This is a genomic window from Enterobacter sp. BNK-34 (genome assembly GCF_048684445.1).
Classification (GTDB): Bacteria; Pseudomonadota; Gammaproteobacteria; order Enterobacterales; family Enterobacteriaceae; genus Enterobacter; species Enterobacter pseudoroggenkampii.
The window spans coordinates 169154-190216 of sequence record NZ_JBLQUA010000001.1; the positions used below are offsets into that span (position 1 = coordinate 169154).

A 21063-nucleotide genomic window follows, 5' to 3' on the forward strand; every position below is an offset into this window, starting at 1 on the left:
ATGAGCGCAAATGCGGAGAGCACTACCCCGCAGCAACCGGCCAACAAGAAAGGCAAACGTAAGAGCGCCCTTCTTCTGTTGACCTTGCTCTTTATCATTATTGCCGTGGCATATGGGATCTATTGGTTTTTAGTACTGCGTCATGCTGAAGAGACTGACGACGCGTACGTGGCAGGGAACCAGGTACAAATTATGGCGCAGGTGTCGGGCAGCGTGACGAAAGTCTGGGCTGACAATACCGACTTTGTGCAAAAAGGCGATGTGTTGGTGACCCTCGATCCAACCGACGCCCAGCAGGCGTTTGAAAAAGCACAGACCGCGCTGGCCTCCAGCGTCCGTCAGACCCGCCAGCTGATGATCAACAGCAAACAGCTGCAGGCCAACATCGACGTGCAGAAAACGGCACTGGCGCAGGCGCAGAGCGACCTGAACCGCCGCGTGCCGCTCGGCACGGCTAACCTGATTGGCCGTGAAGAGCTGCAGCACGCCCGCGATGCCGTGGCCAGCGCTCAGGCACAGCTGGATGTGGCCATTCAACAGTACAACGCCAACCAGGCGATGGTGCTGGGCACCAGCCTGGAAAACCAGCCCGCCGTTCAGCAGGCGGCGACCGAAGTGCGTAACGCGTGGCTTGCCCTGCAGCGTACTAAAATCGTCAGCCCGATGACCGGCTATGTCTCCCGTCGTTCCGTCCAGCCAGGGGCCCAGATTAGCCCAACCACGCCGCTGATGGCGGTCGTGCCGGCAGACAATCTGTGGGTAGATGCCAACTTTAAAGAGACGCAGCTTGCCCATATGCGTATCGGCCAGACCGCGACGGTTGTCAGCGACATCTACGGCGATGACGTGAAGTACACCGGGAAAGTGGTGGGTCTGGATATGGGGACCGGCAGCGCCTTCTCCCTGCTGCCTGCGCAGAACGCCACCGGTAACTGGATCAAAGTCGTACAGCGTCTGCCCGTGCGTATCGAACTGGATGCCAAACAGCTGGCGGATCACCCGCTGCGTATCGGCCTCTCTACGCTGGTGACGGTCGACACCGCCAACCGCGACGGTCAGATCCTGGCAAGCCAGGTTCGCAGCAGCCCGGCTTATGAAAGTAACGCCCGTGAAATTAGCCTCGATCCGGTCAACAAGCTGATCGATGACATCGTGAAGGCAAACGCCGGTTAATCCGAAGGTGAGCGTTATGCAACAGCAAAAGCCGCAAAAACCGCTGGAAGGGGCGCAGCTGGTCATCATGACCATTGCGCTCTCTCTTGCGACATTCATGCAGGTGCTGGACTCCACCATCGCGAACGTGGCGATCCCGACCATCGCCGGTAACCTTGGCTCGTCGCTGAGCCAGGGGACCTGGGTCATTACCTCGTTTGGGGTGGCAAACGCCATCTCCATTCCGATTACCGGCTGGCTGGCAAAGCGCGTCGGTGAAGTGAAGCTGTTCCTCTGGTCGACGGTATTGTTCGTTCTTGCCTCCTGGGCGTGCGGCATGTCCAGCAGCCTGACGATGCTGATATTCTTCCGCGTTATTCAGGGGATTGTCGCCGGGCCGTTGATTCCGCTGTCGCAGAGTTTACTGCTGAACAACTACCCGCCCGCCAAACGCTCAATTGCGCTGGCGCTGTGGTCAATGACCGTGATTGTCGCCCCGATTTGCGGGCCTATCTTAGGCGGCTATATCAGCGACAACTATCACTGGGGCTGGATCTTCTTCATCAACGTACCGATTGGCGCCATCGTGGTAATGCTGACGCTCCAGACGCTGCGCGGCAGAGAAACCCGGACGGAACAGCGGCGTATCGACGCCATTGGTCTGGCATTGCTGGTGATCGGCATCGGTAGCCTGCAGGTCATGCTCGACCAGGGCAAAGAGCTGGACTGGTTCAACTCCCGGGAGATCATCATCCTGACGATTGTCGCGGTGGTGTCGCTGAGCTTCCTGATTGTCTGGGAGCTGACGGACGATAACCCGATAGTCGACCTGTCGCTGTTTAAGTCGCGAAACTTCACCATAGGCTGTCTGTGTATCAGCCTCGCCTACATGCTCTACTTCGGCGCGATTGTACTGCTGCCGCAGCTGTTGCAGGAGGTATACGGCTACACCGCAACCTGGGCAGGTTTAGCCTCGGCACCGGTTGGATTGATTCCGGTTCTGCTGTCGCCGATTATTGGCCGCTTCGCCCACAAGCTCGACATGCGCAGGCTGGTGACGTTCAGCTTTATCATGTACGCCGTGTGCTTCTACTGGCGCGCGTATACGTTCGAACCGGGAATGGACTTTGGCGCGTCCGCGTGGCCGCAGTTTATTCAGGGCTTTGCCGTGGCGTGTTTCTTTATGCCACTGACCACCATCACGCTTTCCGGTTTACCGCCTGAGCGCATGGCGGCGGCATCGAGCCTGTCGAACTTTACGCGAACGCTGGCGGGCTCGATTGGTACCTCGATCACCACCACCCTGTGGACTAACCGTGAATCGATGCACCATGCGCAGCTGACCGAAGCGGTGAACCCGTTCAACCCGAACTCCCGCGAAATGTACAACCAGCTTCAGGGAATGGGGATGACGGAGCAGCAGGCGTCAGGGTGGATTGCCCAGCAGATCACCAACCAGGGGCTGATTATCTCGGCCAACGAGATTTTCTGGATATCGGCAGGGATCTTTATCGTCCTGCTGGGGCTGGTGTGGTTTGCTAAACCACCGTTTGGCGCCGGTAGCGGCGGCGGTGGCGCGCACTAGTTCTGTGCACGAGTTGCCGGGTGGCGGCTACGCCTTACCCGGCCTACGCTTACCGGGCCACCATTCGTAGGCCCGGTAAGCGCAGCGCCACCGGGCAACAATCGCCACCGTGTCCAGAACGCGACAGCCATTGTCAGTTCCGATAAAGCAGCGCGCCTGAAATCGATTCACGATAGTGAAAAGACAACAGGAGCGCATCATGCTGAACACACCCGCCGACAAGTACCAACCCTATCCGACCCTTTCCCTGCCCGACCGCCGCTGGCCGGAGCAACGCATCACCCGCGCGCCGCGCTGGCTCTCAACCGACCTGCGCGACGGCAACCAGGCCCTTGCCGAGCCGATGGACAGCACGCGCAAGCTGCAGTTCTGGGACCTGCTGCTGGGCTGCGGATTCAAAGAGATCGAGGTCGCTTTTCCTTCCGCCTCGCAGACGGATTTCAACTTTGTTCGTCAGCTGATTGAAGAAAACCGCATCCCGGATGACGTGACGATTCAGGTGCTCACTCAGGCACGGGAAGATCTCATCCATCGCACTTTTGAATCCCTGCGCGGCGCGAAGCAGGCCACCGTCCATCTGTACAACGCCACCGCCCCGCTGTTCCGCCGCCTGGTGTTCGGCATGGAGAAAGCGCAAGTCGTCGAGCTGGCGACGCGCGCCACGCGGCTTATTCGTCAGCTGTGTGAAGAGAACCCGGACACCCGCTGGCAGTATGAATACTCCCCGGAAACCTTCTGCTTTACCGAACCAGAGTTTGCGCTGGAGATTTGTGAAGCCGTCGCGGAGATCTGGCAGCCGTGCGACGAACGGCCAATGGTGATCAACTTACCCGCCACCGTCGAAGTGAGCACGCCGAACGTCTATGCCGACCAGATCGAGTATTTCTGTCGCCACTTTAGCCGCCGCCGCGATGTCTGCATCAGCGTGCATCCGCATAACGACCGCGGTACCGGCGTCGCCTGCGCGGAGCTGGCCGTAATGGCGGGGGCTGACCGCGTGGAGGGCTGTCTGTTTGGTAACGGGGAACGTACGGGCAACGTCTGCCTGGTGACGCTGGCAATGAACCTCTACAGCCAGGGGGTGAGCCCGAATCTGGACTTTAGCGATATGAACCGGGTGGTGGAAGTGGTGGAAACCTGCAATCAGTTGCCGGTGCATCCGCGCCATCCGTGGGCAGGACGGCTGGCCTATACCGCCTTCTCCGGCTCACACCAGGACGCGATCAAAAAAGGCTTTGATGCCCGCAGGCCAGGCGATCGCTGGGAGATGCCCTACCTGCCCGTCGATCCGCAGGATATTGGCTGCACCTACGAAGCGGTGATCCGCGTGAACAGCCAGTCAGGAAAAAGCGGCAGCGCGTGGCTGATCGAACAGAACCATGGTCTGAAGTTGCCCCGCGCCCTGCAGCAGGATTTCAGCCAGCACGTGCAGCAGGAAACCGATCGCCATGGAAAAGAGATGACGCAGAATGCGCTGTGGCAGCTGTTCCGCACCCGCTACGGCCTGGTGGCCACGCCGCACTATGCGCTGCAATCCTACCGCAGCGACAGCCAGCAGGACGGCCAGCTGCGTTTGACGGCCAGCGTCGTCACGCAGGGGGGAACGCGCCAGCTGGAAGGCCAGGGTAACGGTCTGCTCTCCGCCGCCGCTCAGGGCCTGAGCCGCTGGGTCAACGCCCCGTTCGTGATTAAGGATTATCACGAGCATACGTTAGGCGAGCGCAGCGACAGCCGCTCGGTGGCCTACATCCGCTGCCTGTTCCAGGACGGCAGCAGTCGCTGGGGCGTGGGCATTGATAGCGACGTGGCGCGCGCCTCGCTTCAGGCGCTGTTTAACGCCGTCAGTCGTTCTTAAAGTAATCGCTGGGGGAGACGCCCATCACGCGGCGGAACATCGCCGTAAAGGCGCTGTGGCTGCCGTAGCCCAGATCCAGCGCCACGCGCAATACCGGCTGGCCCTGCGCCAGCCGCACTAAGGCTTCCAGAAGGCGCGCCCTTCTCAGCCACTCTCCATAGCTTAATCCCGTCTGCTGCTGAAAATGGCGGTTCAGGGTGCGCTCGCTCATGTTCATCACGCTCGCAGCCTGCGCGCTGCTCCAGCTTTCACCCGGGCTTTGCCGGATTTGCAGGCACAGGCGACGTAACGCCTCACTTTCCGGCTCCGGCAGGTGAAACGGCAGCACCGGCATAGTGCGGATTTCATCGAGAATGAGCTCATAGACGCGCTCATCCCGGCTTCCGGGTGAGTACGACTCAGGTAAAGCAAGGGAGACGAGGATCAGCTCGCGCAGCAGCGGCGCGATCTGCACGATCTGGCAGGTGGCCGGGAGATCGGCCCGCGCCAGCGGATCGATAAATAGCGTTCGCGCCGCCACGTTGCCGGTAATGCGCAGGGAATGCTGCGTGCCCGCAGGCAGCCAGACGCCGCGACCGGGAGGCACAACCCAACAGCCCGATGCGGTATCCACCCGTACCACGCCGCTCAGGGTGTGCAGCAGCTGTGCGCAGTCGTGCTCATGCCACGGCTCGCTGTCACCATGAGCGTAATCATGGGCGAACGGAACGAGGGGACGGTGGGTAAAGGAGAAGGTTGCGGTTGTGGTCATGGAATTAAACCACCCTCACCCTACCCTCTCCCTGAGGGAGAGGGAAAAGGTGCACTAGATGTGCAGTTCCTGCAGTTTTTCTTTCGGCAGGGCCAGCTCTTCGTTGCTGTTCACGCGAACATCACGCTCGATGATGTGGCGCGCGATCTCCTGCGCTTCTTCCAGAGAGTGCATCTGGTAGGTACCGCACTGGTAAACGTTCAGCTCAGGGATCTGGTTCTGCTCTTTCACCTTCAGCACGTCCTGCATCGCCGCTTTCCAGGCATCCGCGACGCGCTTCTCATCAGGCACGCCAATCAGGCTCATGTAGAAACCGGTACGGCAGCCCATCGGAGAGATATCGATGATCTCAACGCCGTTGCCGTTCAGGTGGTCACGCATGAAGCCGGCGAACAGATGTTCCAGCGTATGAATGCCTTTCTCCGGCATCACTTCTTTGTTTGGCACGCAGAAACGCAGATCGAAGACGGTGATCGTGTCGCCGTGCGGGGTGTGCATGGTCTTCGCCACGCGGACTGCAGGTGCTTCCATACGGGTATGGTCGACAGTAAAGCTATCTAATAACGGCATACGTCACCTCCGATAGTGATTTTTTTTAAAATAAACTGAACTCTTCTACAGAATGCGCGTCTGAGTATATGAAAGACGCGCATTTGTTATCATCATCCCTGAATTCAGAGATGTATATTTTGGCCACAGCGATGTGGCCTTTTTCTTTTCTGCTTAAGCCTGCTTCGCCAGAAACGCCTCAAACGACTCGGTATCCGCCGCTTCAACCTCTTTCTGACGCACAACGGACGCATCGCGTTCCGCGACAAAATCTGCTTCGCTCAGGATTTCTAACGGCTCCTGGATCAGCATCTCACGGTACTCCGCCGAGAGTGAACGCCCCGTACCACCAATGCCCTGATCAATCATAGAACGCAGAATGCGTGCTGAGAACGTCAGTTCCGGGTTATCAAAGCATTCCATCAGCTGGTCGCAAATCTGTTGATACGCATCCCCGCCGTCGATGCTGTCCATCGTCCGGGCAACACGCTTCAGGTCACGGAACAGATCTTTGCCGACTTTCGTCAGCGGGAACTGTGCCGTTTCGCAGCCGATACCCAGCGTCAGACCCGGCTTACGCCCTTCCAGAATCACGCGGTTCCAGTTTGTACGGGTACAGAGCAGTTCGTCTGAACTCATTTCCGGCGCATCCGCCAGCACGCACCAGACCATAAACAGATCCAGGAAGCGAATCTGCTGTTCATCAACGCCAATCGGTGAGAACGGGTTGATATCCAGCGAGCGCACTTCAATGTATTCAATCCCGCCGCGCTGCAGCGCATCCGACGGGGTTTCACCGCTGCGCGTTACGCGCTTAGGACGAATAGGCGCATACAGCTCGTTTTCAATCTGCAGCACATTGCTGTTGATTTGCAGGCGCTTGCCGTCTTTTTCGAGGCCGATTTTCTCGTACTCTTCCGACGGGGTTTTGATCGCCCGCTTCAATCCTGCCACATATTCATGCAATTCGTTAAACGTAATACCGAGATTGCTTTGCGATTTATTGGTATAACCGAGATCGCTCAGGCGCAGAGAGGTGGCGTACGGGAGATAGTACATTCCGCAGTCGGTCTTCTCGAACGGCAGCGTGGTCGGTTTCCCCTGCAGGAACGAAGAACAGATCGCCGGGGAGGCACCAAACAGATACGGGATCACCCAGCCGAAACGGTAGTAGTTGCGGATCAGGCGGAAGTAGCCTTCAGAGATCGCGTCTTTATCCGTTTCACCACATTTCGCCTGCCAGAAAGCCATCGGCAACGAGAAGTTGTAGTGCACGCCAGAGATGGTCTGCATCAACGCGCCGTAGCGGTTTTTCAGCCCCTCACGGTAGAGCGTTTTCAGCCGGCCGATATTTGACGTGCCGTACTGCGCCAGCTCAATCTCCTGCCCCTGCTCGATATAGCACGGCATGCTGAGGGGCCACATACGTTCGTCACCCATGTTGCGCGCGGTGTATCGATGGATATCGCGCATGATCGTCAGCATATGATCAATATCACCCTCTACTGGGGTGATGAACTCCAGCAGCGCTTCAGCGAAATCGGTTGTGATCCATTTATGTGTCAGCGCCGAGCCTAACGCCTTCGGGTGACCCGTCGTCGCTAAACTGCCGTCCGCGTTAACGCGCAGCGTTTCACGCTCAAGACCACGCTGAATACCCTTCAATACCTGAGGGTGGTTTTCCAGCCAGGCCAGCGCCTGAGATACGTCCGGGATCAAATTGACCTCCCGCCTGTCAAAGTAATGTTACTCAGCATAATTGTAATGGTTGACGATTGAAGGTCGCGTATTCATTCCACCAATTAGTGCCACCACGTCATACCCTGTAGTGTTGCCCACGCCACGAGAACATAGCGCAACGCCTTGCCAAGGCACAAAAAAAAGAGCACCGGTCCCCAGGAGATGCGCATCCATCCCGCCAGCAGACACAGTAAATCGCCTATTACAGGCATCCAGCTTAATAACAGCGTGGCAGCGCCATAGCGTTTTAGCCAGCCGACTGCCTTTTCCTGCCAGCGCGATTTTTCGCGCAGCGGAAAGAAACGCCCAAGAATAACGTTAGTCAGCCCTCCAAGGCTATTACCCATTGTTGCTATTAATACAAGCAGCCAGGGCTGACTCACGCCGGACAACAGCATCGCCACCAGCACCACTTCCGAATTGCCCGGTAACAGCGTGGCGCTTAAAAAACTGCTGGCGAATAATGAGGCGAGTGACAGTGCGTCACTCACAGTAAGCGCACATCCACCGCATCCATTCCGGCATCACGCGCGGCCTGGATACCAAAATCGGCATCTTCAAACACAACACATTTTGCCGCAGGGACGCCCATTAATTCTGCGCAGAGCAGGAAGGTGTCCGGTGCGGGCTTGTGATGTTTAACATGATCGGCGGCGACCACGGCAGAAAAATAGTGGCGCAGGCCAAGATGGTTGAGTAATGCCTCTGCAATCGCGCTTTCGCTGCCCGTTCCTACCGACATCGGGCGACGCCCGTGCCACTCTTTTACCACATCAATCAGCGGCAAAGGACGTACGGTATCTAAGAGCATGGCTTTTACCGCATCGGTTTTTTCGCGTGCGAGCAGGTGCGGGTCGAGATCGGCCTGATTCAGTTCAATCACGGCCTGTGCAATACGCCAGGTTGGGGAGCCATTGAGGGCGATCATCGCCTGAAGGTCGAAACGCATACCGTAGCGGCCCAGGACGTCGGTCCAGGCTTGACGATGCGTGGGTTCGGTATCCAGAAGGGTACCATCCATATCGAAGATCAAACCGTCATACTGTGCGTACATCGTGCTCTCACTAACCGATTAACAAAGCATTACTTTATCGTAAATGGTGGTTTTTGTCGCTGACAGAGAGTGTGATTGCTGACGGAACGTCGAAGGAATAAACAAAGAAGGAGAAGATGGTGCATCCGGGAGGATTCGAACCTCCGACCGCTCGGTTCGTAGCCGAGTACTCTATCCAGCTGAGCTACGGATGCATCGGGAAATGCTTTTAGAAACAGTAAATGGTGCATCCGGGAGGATTACTCGGCTGCGCCTCGCCCTTCGGGCCGTTGCTAAAGCAACGTTATCCTCCCTGGTGCTTGCGATTAACCCGCAGACCTTGAAACAACAGCGTGGCTATTATCTCGGAGAATATGGTGCATCCGGGAGGATTCGAACCTCCGACCGCTCGGTTCGTAGCCGAGTACTCTATCCAGCTGAGCTACGGATGCATCAGGGTACTGCTTTCAGAAATAGTAAATGGTGCATCCGGGAGGATTACTCGGCTGCGCCTCGCCCTTCGGGCCGTTGCTAAAGCAACGTTATCCTCCCTGGTGCTTGCGATTAACCCGCAGACCTTGAAACAATAGCGTGGCTATTATCTCGGAGAATATGGTGCATCCGGGAGGATTCGAACCTCCGACCGCTCGGTTCGTAGCCGAGTACTCTATCCAGCTGAGCTACGGATGCATCGGGATTTACTACTGTACTGCTCGATATTCATATCACTTCTAAAGCAATATGAAGTAATAGATGGTGCATCCGGGAGGATTCGAACCTCCGACCGCTCGGTTCGTAGCCGAGTACTCTATCCAGCTGAGCTACGGATGCAAAATGGCGGTGAGGCGGGGATTCGAACCCCGGATGCAGCTTTTGACCGCATACTCCCTTAGCAGGGGAGCGCCTTCAGCCTCTCGGCCACCTCACCACACAACGCCTCTTTCGAGTGCTTCGAGTTACTCGTTAAGAGCTTCTCGTCGCTGCGTGGCGCATATATTACTTTCTGGGACTTATAAGTCAAACAATTTTCCAAAAGCTTTTATCGTTTGCACAAATCACACGCAATTCGCATGTAAAAGCCGCAAAGAGGGTGTTTTATAAGCGGATTTTGCAGGCATCTTCACAGAAAACCTATGCAGAAATGGCGGCGTAAGAGCGAGTTTAGGGTAACGGAGTGGTTAAAAAGAGAGCGTTTGAAATTAAACGGTAACGTTGAGCAGGAAAAATGACAGGAGGGTTGCGTCTCGCCCGACAGCGAGACGCGACAATATCAGTAACTGGACTGCTGGGATTTTTCAGCCTGGATACGCTGGTAGATCTCTTCACGGTGGACAGATACTTCTTTAGGAGCGTTAACACCAATACGTACCTGGTTACCCTTTACCCCTAAAACTGTCACGGTGACCTCATCCCCAATCATGAGGGTCTCACCAACTCGACGAGTCAGAATCAGCATTCTTTGCTCCTTGAAAGATTAAAAGAGTCGGGTCTCTTGTATCCCGGCATTATCCATCATATAACGCCAAAAAGTAAGCGATGACAAACACGTAAAGTGTAAGCAGTCACGGCATCACATTCTGTTAAACGTAAGTTTAGCCGATATACACAAACTCAACCTGACTTTATCGTTATCGATAGCACAGTGAACAAGACGCCATAACGTTACCGCTATGGCGTCTGCTTGTGCTTTGTAGTTATTACAGTTTCGCGCTTACCCAGCTTTCAACGCTGGCCAAAGCTTGCGGGAGCGCCGCCGCATCCGTACCACCGGCTTGCGCCATGTCCGGACGACCGCCACCCTTGCCACCCACCTGCTGAGCGACCATACCAATCAGTTCCCCTGCTTTTACGCGGTCGGTCACATCCTTAGAGACGCCCGCAATCAGAGAAACCTTACCTTCTGCCACTGTCGCCAGCACGATAACGGTAGAACCAAGCTGGTTCTTGAGATCGTCGACCATAGTACGCAGCATCTTAGGCTCAACGCCCGCCAGATCGCTGACCAGCAGTTTGACGCCCTTAATGTCTACAGCCTTGCTGGAGAGGTTTGCACTCTCCTGCGCAGCAGCCTGCTCTTTCAGCTGCTGCAGCTCTTTTTCCAGCTGACGCGTGCGATCCAGCGCAACGCGCACTTTCTCGCCCAGGTTCTGGCTATCGCCTTTCAGCAGCTGCGCGATGTCGTGCAGCTGATCGCTCTGCGCATGCAGGCTGGCAATCGCACCTTCACCGGTCACCGCTTCAATACGACGCACACCTGCCGCCGTACCCGACTCGGAAACAATGCGGAACAGGCCGATATCACCGGTGCGCGAGGCGTGCGTACCGCCGCACAGCTCGGTAGAGAAGTCGCCCATGCTCAGCACGCGAACGCGGTCGTCATATTTCTCGCCAAACAGCGCCATCGCACCTTTTTTCTTCGCGTCCTCGAGATCCATGACATGGGTCTCGATTGGCAGGTTGCGACGGATCTGCGCGTTCACCAGATCTTCCACCGCGCGGATTTCAGACGGTTTCATCGCTTCAAAATGCGAGAAGTCGAAACGCAGCACTTTGTCGTTAACCAGAGAACCTTTCTGTGCAACGTGAGTACCGAGTACGTCGCGCAGGGCAGCGTGCATCAGGTGGGTTGCTGAGTGGTTCAGACGAATGCGCGCGCGGCGAGCTTCATCCACGTTAGCCTGGACGCCCTCGCCCACTTTCAGAGAACCGGAAACCAGTTTGCCCTGGTGACCAATCGCCTGACCGTATTTCTGGGTGTCGCTGACGCTGAAGCTGAAACCATTGCCTTTCAGCTCGCCTTTATCGCCAACCTGACCGCCGGATTCCGCATAGAACGGAGTTTTGTCCAGAATGACCACCGCATCCTGACCCGCGCTGATGCTGTCTACGGCTTTACCGTCAACAAACAGGGCGGTCACTTTGCCGGTCAGTTCCAGCGCCTCATAACCTTTGAATTCTGACGCGCTATCAACGCGGATCATCGCGTTGTAGTCTGCACCGAAACCGCTGGACTCGCGCGCGCGACGACGCTGCTCTTCCATCGCGGCTTCGAAGCCCGCTTCGTCAACTTTGATGTTGCGCTCGCGGCAAACGTCCGCCGTCAGGTCAACCGGGAAGCCGTAGGTGTCGTACAGGCGGAAAGCGGTTTCGCCATCCAGCGTGTCGCCCTTAAGTTTCGCCAGCTCTTCGTCCAGCAGCGCCAGACCGCGCTCCAGTGTACGCGCAAACTGCTCTTCTTCGGTTTTCAGAACCTGCTCTACCTGCGCCTGCTGGCGTTTCAGCTCATCACCGGCAGCACCCATCACGCCAATCAGTGGCCCAACGAGTTTATAGAAGAAGGTGTCCTTCGCGCCCAGCATGTTGCCGTGACGGATGGCACGACGAATGATACGACGCAGCACGTAGCCACGGTTTTCATTCGACGGGATAACGCCGTCGGCAATCAGGAACGCGCAGGAACGAATGTGGTCTGCGATAACGCGCAGCGATTTGTTGTTCAGATCGGTCGCACCGGTCACTTCGGCAACGGCTTTGATCAGGGTGCTGAACAGGTCAATCTCATAGTTGGAGTTAACGTGCTGCAGTACCGCGGCAATACGCTCCAGACCCATACCGGTATCAACGGAAGGTTTCGGCAGCGGCTCCATCGTACCGTCGGCCTGACGGTTGAACTGCATGAAGACGATGTTCCAGATCTCAATGTAGCGATCGCCGTCTTCTTCCGGGCTGCCTGGAGGGCCGCCCCAGATGTGGTCGCCGTGATCGTAGAAGATCTCGGTGCACGGGCCGCAAGGACCGGTATCACCCATCTGCCAGAAGTTGTCAGACGCGTATGGCGCGCCTTTGTTATCACCGATGCGAATAATACGCTCGCGCGGGATCCCGACTTCTTTTTCCCAGATTTCGTAGGCTTCGTCATCGGTTTCATAGACGGTAACCCACAGACGCTCTTTCGGCAGGTTGAACCAGTTTTCACCGGTCAGCAGTTCCCACGCATATTGAATGGCATCGTGTTTGAAGTAGTCGCCGAAGCTGAAGTTACCCAGCATTTCGAAGAAGGTGTGGTGACGCGCGGTGTAACCGACGTTTTCCAGGTCGTTGTGTTTACCGCCCGCACGCACGCAACGCTGTGAGGTTGTGGCGCGGGAATAATTACGCTTGTCGAGACCAAGGAACACATCCTTGAACTGGTTCATCCCGGCGTTGGTAAACAGCAGAGTCGGATCGTTGTTCGGTACCAGGGAGCTGCTGGCAACAACCTGGTGTCCCTTACTATGGAAAAAATCGAGAAACGCCTGACGGATCTCAGCGGTGCTCTTGCTCATAATTATCCTGAAATCAAGCTAACGAAATGTCGTAGCCAGCCTGTATCGGTAAACCGTTGGACAGACCAGCTACTGGAAAAAGTGGGAATAAGATAAGTTTTCTTTAGTGGGAAGTAAAATCCCGCATGCGTTCAATCGGCAAAATTACGCCAGATATCCTGAATATCTTCCATCAGAAAGCCGCGGTAGAGCAAAAAGCGCTGGATTTTGACTTTTTCTGAAAATTCACGCGGCAGCGGTTCGCCGTACTTACGAATGGCCTGCTCTTTTGCCAGCTCGCACCAGTCAATGTCGCATTCGCGCATCGCTTTTTCGATGGACTCCCGGGCCACCCCTTTCTGGTTTAGCTCCTGCCGGATGCGCGCGGGCCCGTATCCCTTGCGGCCACGGCTGACGAGAAACCGCGAGGCAAAACGCTCGTCATCAAGATAGCGATGCTCATAGCACCATGCGATGACGCGGTCATAATCTTCCGCAGTGGCATCAATCTCTTCCGGGCCGTTTTTACTCATCACCGGTGCCGACAGTTTTCGCCGCAGCTCCTGTTCACTGTGGTCACGAACGGCCAGGATGCGCACCGCGCGATCCAGTAGGCGTGCATACGCGGGTCGACGTGTTGTCGGTTCACTCATAAAAAACCTGCTGATTCAGAAATGCAAAAAGGGCCGCATCAGCAGCCCTTCATTGTTAAACGAAAGAATTAAAAATCTTCGTTAGTTTCTTCAGCATCCGCGCTATCAACCGCGAAATCTGGCGTGGAGTCCTGGTTGTTCAGCAGAAGCTCACGCACTTTCTTCTCGATCTCTTTCGCCGCAGCCGGGTTCTCTTTCAGCCAGGAGATCGCGTTCGCTTTACCCTGACCAATCTTGTCACCGTTGTAGCTGTACCAGGCGCCCGCTTTTTCAATCAGCTTCTCTTTTACGCCCAGGTCAACCAGCTCACCGAAGAAGTTAATACCTTCGCCGTAGAGGATCTGGAACTCAGCCTGCTTGAACGGCGCAGCGATTTTGTTCTTCACAACCTTCACGCGGGTTTCGCTACCCACCACGTTCTCACCCTCTTTCACCGCGCCGATACGGCGGATATCCAGACGGACAGAGGCGTAGAATTTCAGTGCGTTACCCCCGGTAGTCGTTTCCGGGTTACCGAACATCACACCAATTTTCATACGGATCTGGTTGATGAAGATCAGCAGCGTGTTGGACTGCTTCAGGTTACCGGCCAGCTTACGCATCGCCTGGCTCATCATACGTGCCGCGAGGCCCATGTGAGAGTCGCCGATTTCACCTTCGATTTCGGCTTTTGGCGTCAGAGCGGCAACGGAGTCGACCACGATAACGTCAACGGCACCAGAACGCGCCAGCGCGTCACAAATTTCCAGCGCCTGCTCACCGGTGTCCGGCTGAGAACACAGCAGGTTGTCGATATCTACGCCCAGTTTGCGGGCATAAACAGGGTCCAGCGCGTGCTCGGCATCGATAAACGCACAGGTTTTACCTTCGCGCTGTGCCGCGGCAATCACCTGCAGCGTCAGGGTGGTTTTACCGGAGGACTCTGGCCCGTAGATTTCTACGATACGGCCCATAGGCAGACCGCCAGCGCCCAGCGCGATATCCAGAGAAAGCGAACCGGTGGAGATGGTTTCCACATCCATGGAACGGTCTTCACCCAGGCGCATGATGGAGCCTTTACCGAATTGCTTTTCGATCTGGCCCAGTGCTGCCGCCAACGCTTTCTGTTTGTTTTCGTCGATAGCCATTATTACTCCTGTCATGCCGGGAGAAGCGACTGTGCTTCACCGTGGATTTCTGTTCTGTTGGTGCAATTATACTGTATGGTCATACAGTATCAAGTGTTTTGTAGAAATTGTTGCCAGAGCGTTTTTAACGCATAAACGGTTGCCTGACGACGCACGCTTTCGCGATCGCCGCTGAAGCACTCCCGGCGGGTGATCCCTTCCCCTTTGGACGTGGCGAACCCGAACCAGACGGTGCCAACAGGCTTCACGTCGCTGCCGCCGTCCGGGCCCGCAATGCCGCTAATGGAAATCGCGTAATCGGCCCGCGCCGCTTTGAGCGCACCAATCGCCATCTCGATCACTACCGGTTCGCTGACCGCGCCATGCTGTTCCAGCGTGGATTCGCGCACGCCAATCATCTGTGCTTTAGCTTCGTTACTGTAGGTCACAAAACCGCGTTCAAACCAGGCGGAACTGCCGGCAATATCGGTAATCGCTTTCGCCACCCAGCCGCCGGTGCAGGACTCCGCAGTGGTGATTGTCGCGCCACGCTGCTTTAGCGCAAGGCCCACTATCTCGCTAAGCTGCATCAATTCATGGTCAGTCATTCTCGCTCCAGGCATCAGAAAAACGTGCTGCACAAGATAGCACTTTCTCGTCAGATGTGGGGATGCACTTCAGGTTTTACGAGGGGGCTTCAGAAAAAAGCCGGTACGGACGCACCGGCGGTGGAAAGGTTATTTCATGCTGTCAGCGAGAGTGTTCACATTGTGGCGAAACGCCTTAACGTAGGTGTCTGCCACCCCACCTTTTGCCGACAACGCTTCCGGATAAAGTTCGCCCCCAGGCTGCGCGCCCGTCGCCGACGCAATCTGTTTAACCAGACGCGGATCGAGCTGATTTTCCATAAACCAGGTTTTTACGCCGTCGGCTTTGATCTGATTGATAATCTCAGCCACCTGCGCCGCGCTGGCTTCGCTCTCAGACGACAGCCCCTGCGGCGCCATAAACGTCACGCCGTAGGCACGGCTGAAATAGCCGAACGCATCATGGCTGGTCAGGACCTTGCGCTTATCCTTCGGGATCGCGCTAAAACGCGTTTTGGCCCAGCTATCCAGCTGGTTAAGCTGCGTGATATAGGGTTTACCGGAGGCTTCCAGCGCGGCTTTGTCCTGCGGATCGGCTTTCACCAGCCCGTTCAGAATATTTTGCGCATACAGCGCCCCGTTCGCCGCGCTGTTCCACGCGTGCGGATCGGTGACGGTTTTGCCGTCCTCTTCCAGGGTGTGGGTTTTCACCCCGGCTGAAGCCACCACCAGCTGCCCCTTGAATCCGGAGGCTTTTACCAGACGGTCAAGCCAGCCTTCCAGCCCTAGTCCGTTCACCACCACCACATCGGCCTTGCTCAGCGCCGCGCTGTCTTTCGGCGATGGTTCGAAGGTATGCGGATCGCCGTCCGGCCCGACCAGCGTCGTCACCTTCACATGGTCACCGCCCACCTCCTGGGTGATGTCCCCCAGTATCGAAAAGCTGGTGACCACATTCAGCGTTTTCGCCATCACGCCGTGCGACATCATCCCCAGCGCAAGCGCCACTACTAATCCTGTACGTTTCATCGTTTCCCCTTGCGTTAAAAATACGCCCGCAGACTGCCAGCGAGCCTGCTTCGCGTACCCAATAAAATGGAAATAAAGAACAGCGCGCTGGCGGTGAGCACAATGGATGGCCCGGCCGGTAGACTCATCGCCCAGGAGAGGCTCAGCCCCAGCCATGCGCAGAAAATACCGCTGATACCCGCCATCAGAAGTAACGCCGGTAGCGTACTTACCCAGCAGCGAGCCGCCACGGCCGGCAGCATCATCAGCCCGACGGCCATCAGCGTGCCGAGCACCTGAAAACCGGCCACCAGGTTAAGCACCAGCAGCGCCAGAAAAAGTCCGTGCAGCAAACCAGGCAGCCAGCGGGCGTTCACCTGTAGCCAGGCGGTGTCAAACGCTTCGGTAACCAGTCCGCGATAGAACATCGCCAGTACGATAAGGGTGAACATGCACACGCCCGTGACAAACAGCGCGGCGTCGTTGTCCACGGCGAGGATGGAGCCAAACAGCAGATGCAGCAGATCGACATTCGACCCGCGAAGCGACACCAGCGTGACCCCCAGCGCCAGTGAGCCAAGATAAAACCCGGCAAAGCTGGCATCTTCTTTCAGCGGCGTGCGGCGACTGACCAGGCCGGCCAGCAGCGCCACGGTAATTCCCGCGATAAAACCGCCGATACTCATCGCTAGCAGCGACATGCCGCTGAGCAAATAGCCCACGGCAACACCCGGTAAAATGGCGTGAGAAAGGGCATCGCCCATCAGGCTCATCCTGCGCAGCTGAAGAAACACGCCGAGCGCGGTGGTACTGACGGAGAGCGCCAGGCAAACCACCAGCGCGCGACGCATAAAGCCGTACTCAATAAACGGCTGAAAAAAGAGATGCCAGATCATGCCACCCTCACCCGCTCGGTTTTCCACTGGGGAACGTCAGCATCCAGCCGCAACGTCTGCGGGAAATGGCGCGACACGCGCTCGCTGTCGTGCAGTACCGCGAGCAGCGTTTGTCCCTGCATATACATCTCCAGCATCACATCCATCAGCACGTTGCAGGTGGCCTCATCGACCCCGGTAAAGGGTTCATCCAGCATCACCAGCGGCGCCTGCTGCACCAGGACGCGGGCAAACAGCATGCGCTGGAACTGGCCGCCGGAGAGCTCATCGATGGTGGATAACGCCATGGATGCCAGCCCAACGCGCTCAAGCGCACTGGCAATGCGCAGCCGCGTTTCGCGACGAAACCCGGAGAAAAGCGAAATTCCCGGCCAGCAGCCCATGCTTACGACGTCCTGTACGGTCAGCGGAAACTGCGCCTCCAGCGCGTGACGCTGTGCCAGCCAGCCGATTACCGGACGCTTACCCTGCCAGAGGAAGCCACCGCTGACGGGCGGGATAAATCCCGCCAGCGTTTTCAGCAGCGTGGATTTCCCACAGCCGTTAGCGCCGATAATGGCGGTCATGCTTCCGCGCTCAATCGTGCCCGAGAGGGGCCGCGTAACGGGCTGGCGTTCATAACCCGCGACCAGTTCATTCATCACGATCATGGCAATGCCACCGCCCAGCGCACGGCCAGCCCGATAAAGACAACAAGCACCAGCGCCAGCAAAAGCCGAACCAGAGCAGACAGAGAAAAAAGGGACGTTGACATGTCGATACCGCATTAAATGTTATAACATAACAATAATGAAAGACGGTTAAGATGTAAATGGAGGGTTTAAAAGGGAGTGTGGCGAAATGTTTCTGCAAAACTTCCCTCTCCCGTGGGAGAGGGTCAGGGTGAGGGCATCAGGCCGCACCGTGCGCGCCGCCATGCCGGGTGGCGGCGTTGCCTTACCCGGCCTACCCGTCGGAGCAGCTTACTGACTAAACGGTGACGCCGCCGGCACGCGGGCCTGCGATACAGCCAGCCCCAGCTGCCACACCGCCATCGCATAGTGAGTGCTGTGGTTATAGCGGGTAATGGCGTAGAAGTTCGGCAGGCCGTACCAGTACTGATAGCCCGTTCCGACATCCAGACGCAGCAGGCTCGCCTGTTGCGCATTACCCAGCGGCTGCGTTGGCGTTAAGCCTGCCGCGGTCAGCTGCGAAATGCTGTAGTTGGTTTTGAAGCCATTTTCCAGCCCCGGCGCCTGACCGTTCGCCTGCACCGCCACCTGGCCGCCCGGCACCCAGCCGTGCGCTTTGAAGTAGTTCGCCACGCTGCCAATGGCATCCACCGGATCCCACAGGTTGATGTGACCATCTCCGTTAAAGTCGACGGCATACTGTTTATAGGACGACGGCATAAACTGGCCGTAGCCCATCGCGCCGGCAAACGACCCTTTCAGATCGAGCGGATCGTCCTGCTCGTTGCGCGCCATCAGCAGGAAGGTTTCCAGCTCGGAAGAGAAATACTCCGCGCGGCGCGGGTAGTTAAAGGAGAGCGTCGCCAGCGCATCCAGGATGCGGGTTTTACCCATCACGCGGCCCCAGCGGGTTTCCACGCCAATAATCCCGACAATAATTTCAGGCGGTACGCCGTACACCTGCCACGCGCGGTTGAGCGCATCTTCATACTGATTCCAGAACACCACGCCGTTTTGCACGTTGTCCGGGGTAATAAACTGTTTACGATAGCGCAGCCACGCTCCGTTTGGCCCGCTCGGCACCTGGGCCGTCGGCGCCTGCCTGTCCATCAGGCGCAGCACGTAGTCCAGACGCTTGGCCTGAGACAAAATTTCGTGCAGCTGCTGTCTGTCAAAGCCGTGTTTGCTCACCATTTTATCGATGAACTGCTCGGCCGCCGGGTTATTCGCGAAGTCGCCGCCCATCTGCATCATATTGTGCTGCGGCTCCAGCAGGAATCCTCCGGAAGGCGCGCCCGCCGTTTGCTGAACGGCTTCGGTCTTAGGTTTGCTACTACAGGCAGACAGCAGAATAAGCGCAGGCAACAGCGCTGCATAACGACGCTTGAACATGAGACATCCATTTAACGGGTTCGATAAGAACCCAGTATGGTAAAGCATCCGCAACACCTCAAGGAAGCGGTACGCACCTCCCCCACGCAAATCCGCGCTTTTTTACACCGGAAATCATTCACCACATCAATTAACTTTCAAAATAATCCATTTTTCTTTCATTGTGAGATCTAACTAACACTTTAAAACCTTTCAAAGTGATTATTATTAGCCGCAGATAGACAAAAACAAACGCCCCACAGGAGAGAAGAATGATAGAAACCATCACCCACGGCGCCGAGTGGTTCATCGGGCTGTTTCAGAAAGGCGGAGAAGTGTTCACCGGCATGGTGACCGGGATCCTGCCCCTGCTGATCAGCCTGCTGGTGATCATGAACGCGCTGATCAACTTTATCGGCCAGCAGCGTATTGAACGCTTCGCCCAGCGCTGTGCCGGGAATCCGCTGTCCCGCTACCTGATACTGCCCTTTATCGGCACCTTCGTGTTCTGCAACCCGATGACCTTAAGCCTCGGTCGCTTCATGCCGGAGAAGTACAAGCCGAGCTATTACGCCGCCGCCTCCTACAGCTGCCATTCGATGAACGGCCTGTTCCCGCACATTAACCCCGGCGAGCTGTTTGTTTACCTCGGGATCGCCAGCGGTCTCACCACGCTTGGCCTGCCGCTCGGCCCGCTGGCGGTGAGCTACCTGCTCGTCGGCCTGGTCACCAACTTCTTCCGCGGCTGGGTGACGGACCTCACCACCGCTATTTTCGAGAAAAAAATGGGCATCCAGCTTGAACAGAAAGTCCATCTTTCAGGAGCCACAGCATGAACCGGATCCGTATTGAGAAAGGCACGGGCGGCTGGGGCGGCCCGCTGGAGTTCGACGCCACCGAAGGCAAAAAGATTGTTTACATCACCGCGGGGACGCGCCCGGCGATCGTCGACAGGCTGCGCGAGCTAACCGGCTGGGAAGCAGTCGACGGCTTCAAGGAAGGGGAACCGCCGGAAGCGGAAATCGGCGTGGCGGTGATCGACTGCGGCGGCACGCTGCGCTGCGGCATCTACCCGAAGCGCCGCATTCCGACGGTGAACATTCACTCCACCGGAAAATCCGGCCCGCTGGCGCAGTACATTCTTGAAGACATTTATGTCTCAGGCGTGAAGGAGGACAACATCACGCTGGTGAATGGCAACCCCGCGCCGCAAAAAGCGGCCCCGCGCGAGTACGACACCAGCAAGAAAATCACCGAGCAGAGCGACGGCCTGCTGGCGAAGGTCGGGATGGGGATGGGGTCCGCCGTGGCAGTGCTGTTCCAGTCCGGGCGCGACACCATCGACACGGTGCTGAAGACCATTCTGCCGTTTATGGCGTTCGTCTCGGCGCTGATCGGCATCATCATGGCCTCCGGCCTGGGCGACTGGATTGCCCACGGCCTCGCCCCGCTCGCCAGCCACCCGCTCGGCCTGGTGACGCTGGCGTTGATCTGCTCCTTCCCGCTGCTGTCGCCGTTCCTCGGCCCAGGCGCGGTGATTGCCCAGGTCATCGGCGTGCTGATTGGCGTGCAGATTGGTCTGGGGAACATTCCTCCGCACCTCGCCCTGCCCGCCCTGTTTGCCATTAACGCTCAGGCAGCGTGCGATTTCATCCCCGTGGGGCTGTCGCTGGCGGAAGCGCGCCAGGACACCGTGCGCGTGGGCGTGCCGTCCGTGCTGGTCAGCCGCTTCCTGACGGGCGCGCCGACGGTGCTGATTGCCTGGTTTGTTTCCGGCTTTATTTATCAATAAGAGGTGCCTG

Annotated in this window: 19 protein-coding genes and 5 tRNA genes; 5 read left to right on the forward strand and 19 right to left on the reverse strand. The window is 57.2% G+C overall.

Features of this window, described 5'->3' with window-relative positions:
• From emrA to leuA, 3 genes are all read left to right on the forward strand, one after another.
• Window positions 1–1173, forward strand: coding sequence for a multidrug efflux MFS transporter periplasmic adaptor subunit EmrA (gene emrA / locus ACMGG5_RS00925; RefSeq protein WP_045909303.1), 1173 nt, complete (start codon window positions 1–3; stop codon window positions 1171–1173).
• Window positions 1174–1189: 16 nt separating this feature from the next.
• Window positions 1190–2737 (forward strand): multidrug efflux MFS transporter permease subunit EmrB, encoded by a 1548-nt coding sequence (emrB, locus tag ACMGG5_RS00930; RefSeq protein ID WP_024907690.1) that lies wholly within the window; start codon window positions 1190–1192, stop codon window positions 2735–2737.
• Window positions 2738–2936: 199 nt separating this feature from the next.
• Window positions 2937–4592, forward strand: coding sequence for a 2-isopropylmalate synthase (gene leuA / locus ACMGG5_RS00935; protein ID WP_420277352.1), 1656 nt, complete (start codon window positions 2937–2939; stop codon window positions 4590–4592).
• On the opposite strand, the gene ACMGG5_RS00940 is transcribed toward leuA, so the two are convergent.
• The 19 genes from ACMGG5_RS00940 to mltB form a co-directional block, all read right to left on the reverse strand.
• Window positions 4579–5343 (reverse strand): AraC family transcriptional regulator, encoded by a 765-nt coding sequence (locus tag ACMGG5_RS00940; RefSeq protein WP_061714572.1) that lies wholly within the window; start codon window positions 5341–5343, stop codon window positions 4579–4581. The two genes, leuA and ACMGG5_RS00940, sit on opposite strands and share 14 nt — an antisense overlap.
• A gap of 54 nt (window positions 5344–5397) precedes the next feature.
• Window positions 5398–5913, reverse strand: a complete 516-nt coding sequence (luxS, locus tag ACMGG5_RS00945; RefSeq protein ID WP_024907693.1) for an S-ribosylhomocysteine lyase — start codon at window positions 5911–5913, stop codon at window positions 5398–5400.
• Between the two features lie 153 nt (window positions 5914–6066).
• On the reverse strand, window positions 6067–7611 hold the full coding sequence (gene gshA, locus ACMGG5_RS00950; protein ID WP_420277354.1) for a glutamate--cysteine ligase: 1545 nt from the start codon (window positions 7609–7611) through the stop codon (window positions 6067–6069).
• An 83-nt stretch (window positions 7612–7694) separates the two neighbouring features.
• Complete coding sequence (locus ACMGG5_RS00955; protein ID WP_008499541.1) at window positions 7695–8123, reverse strand: YqaA family protein; 429 nt, start codon at window positions 8121–8123, stop codon at window positions 7695–7697.
• Entirely contained in the window at window positions 8120–8686 is a 567-nt protein-coding gene (gene yqaB, locus ACMGG5_RS00960; protein WP_032648006.1) for a fructose-1-phosphate/6-phosphogluconate phosphatase, read from the reverse strand. Before yqaB ends, ACMGG5_RS00955 begins: the two co-directional genes overlap by 4 nt.
• 117 nt (window positions 8687–8803) lie before the next feature.
• Window positions 8804–8880, reverse strand: a tRNA-Arg gene (locus ACMGG5_RS00965).
• A gap of 160 nt (window positions 8881–9040) precedes the next feature.
• Window positions 9041–9117: transfer RNA gene (locus tag ACMGG5_RS00970), tRNA-Arg, on the reverse strand.
• 161 nt (window positions 9118–9278) lie between these two features.
• Window positions 9279–9355, reverse strand: a tRNA-Arg gene (locus tag ACMGG5_RS00975).
• 64 nt (window positions 9356–9419) lie between these two features.
• A tRNA-Arg gene (locus ACMGG5_RS00980) sits at window positions 9420–9496 on the reverse strand.
• Window positions 9497–9500: 4 nt separating this feature from the next.
• A tRNA-Ser gene (locus ACMGG5_RS00985) sits at window positions 9501–9593 on the reverse strand.
• Between the two features lie 342 nt (window positions 9594–9935).
• Window positions 9936–10121: a carbon storage regulator CsrA gene (csrA, locus tag ACMGG5_RS00990; protein ID WP_000906486.1), complete on the reverse strand. Its 186-nt coding sequence runs from the start codon at window positions 10119–10121 to the stop codon at window positions 9936–9938.
• A gap of 241 nt (window positions 10122–10362) precedes the next feature.
• Entirely contained in the window at window positions 10363–12990 is a 2628-nt protein-coding gene (alaS, locus tag ACMGG5_RS00995; RefSeq protein ID WP_420277355.1) for an alanine--tRNA ligase, read from the reverse strand.
• Window positions 12991–13121: 131 nt separating this feature from the next.
• Window positions 13122–13622, reverse strand: a complete 501-nt coding sequence (gene recX / locus ACMGG5_RS01000) for a recombination regulator RecX (protein ID WP_248165750.1) — start codon at window positions 13620–13622, stop codon at window positions 13122–13124.
• A gap of 68 nt (window positions 13623–13690) precedes the next feature.
• Complete coding sequence (gene recA, locus ACMGG5_RS01005; RefSeq protein WP_024907698.1) at window positions 13691–14749, reverse strand: recombinase RecA; 1059 nt, start codon at window positions 14747–14749, stop codon at window positions 13691–13693.
• 89 nt (window positions 14750–14838) lie between these two features.
• Complete coding sequence (pncC, locus tag ACMGG5_RS01010) at window positions 14839–15336, reverse strand: nicotinamide-nucleotide amidase (RefSeq protein ID WP_024907699.1); 498 nt, start codon at window positions 15334–15336, stop codon at window positions 14839–14841.
• Window positions 15337–15465: 129 nt separating this feature from the next.
• Window positions 15466–16344 (reverse strand): metal ABC transporter substrate-binding protein, encoded by an 879-nt coding sequence (locus tag ACMGG5_RS01015; protein ID WP_420277356.1) that lies wholly within the window; start codon window positions 16342–16344, stop codon window positions 15466–15468.
• Window positions 16345–16358: 14 nt separating this feature from the next.
• Complete coding sequence (locus ACMGG5_RS01020; RefSeq protein ID WP_248165746.1) at window positions 16359–17219, reverse strand: metal ABC transporter permease; 861 nt, start codon at window positions 17217–17219, stop codon at window positions 16359–16361.
• Entirely contained in the window at window positions 17216–17869 is a 654-nt protein-coding gene (locus tag ACMGG5_RS01025) for a metal ABC transporter ATP-binding protein (RefSeq protein WP_061714569.1), read from the reverse strand. Before ACMGG5_RS01025 ends, ACMGG5_RS01020 begins: the two co-directional genes overlap by 4 nt.
• A 312-nt stretch (window positions 17870–18181) precedes the next feature.
• Window positions 18182–19282: a lytic murein transglycosylase B gene (gene mltB, locus ACMGG5_RS01030; RefSeq protein WP_193745671.1), complete on the reverse strand. Its 1101-nt coding sequence runs from the start codon at window positions 19280–19282 to the stop codon at window positions 18182–18184.
• Window positions 19283–19533: 251 nt separating this feature from the next.
• On the opposite strand from mltB, the gene srlA reads away from it, so the two are divergent.
• Together srlA and srlE are read left to right on the forward strand one after the other, a co-directional pair.
• Entirely contained in the window at window positions 19534–20097 is a 564-nt protein-coding gene (srlA, locus tag ACMGG5_RS01035; RefSeq protein ID WP_003862164.1) for a PTS glucitol/sorbitol transporter subunit IIC, read from the forward strand.
• Complete coding sequence (srlE, locus tag ACMGG5_RS01040; RefSeq protein WP_024907704.1) at window positions 20094–21053, forward strand: PTS glucitol/sorbitol transporter subunit IIB; 960 nt, start codon at window positions 20094–20096, stop codon at window positions 21051–21053. The genes srlA and srlE overlap by 4 nt, the downstream gene beginning before the upstream one ends.
• Window positions 21054–21063: the final 10 nt, after the last annotated feature.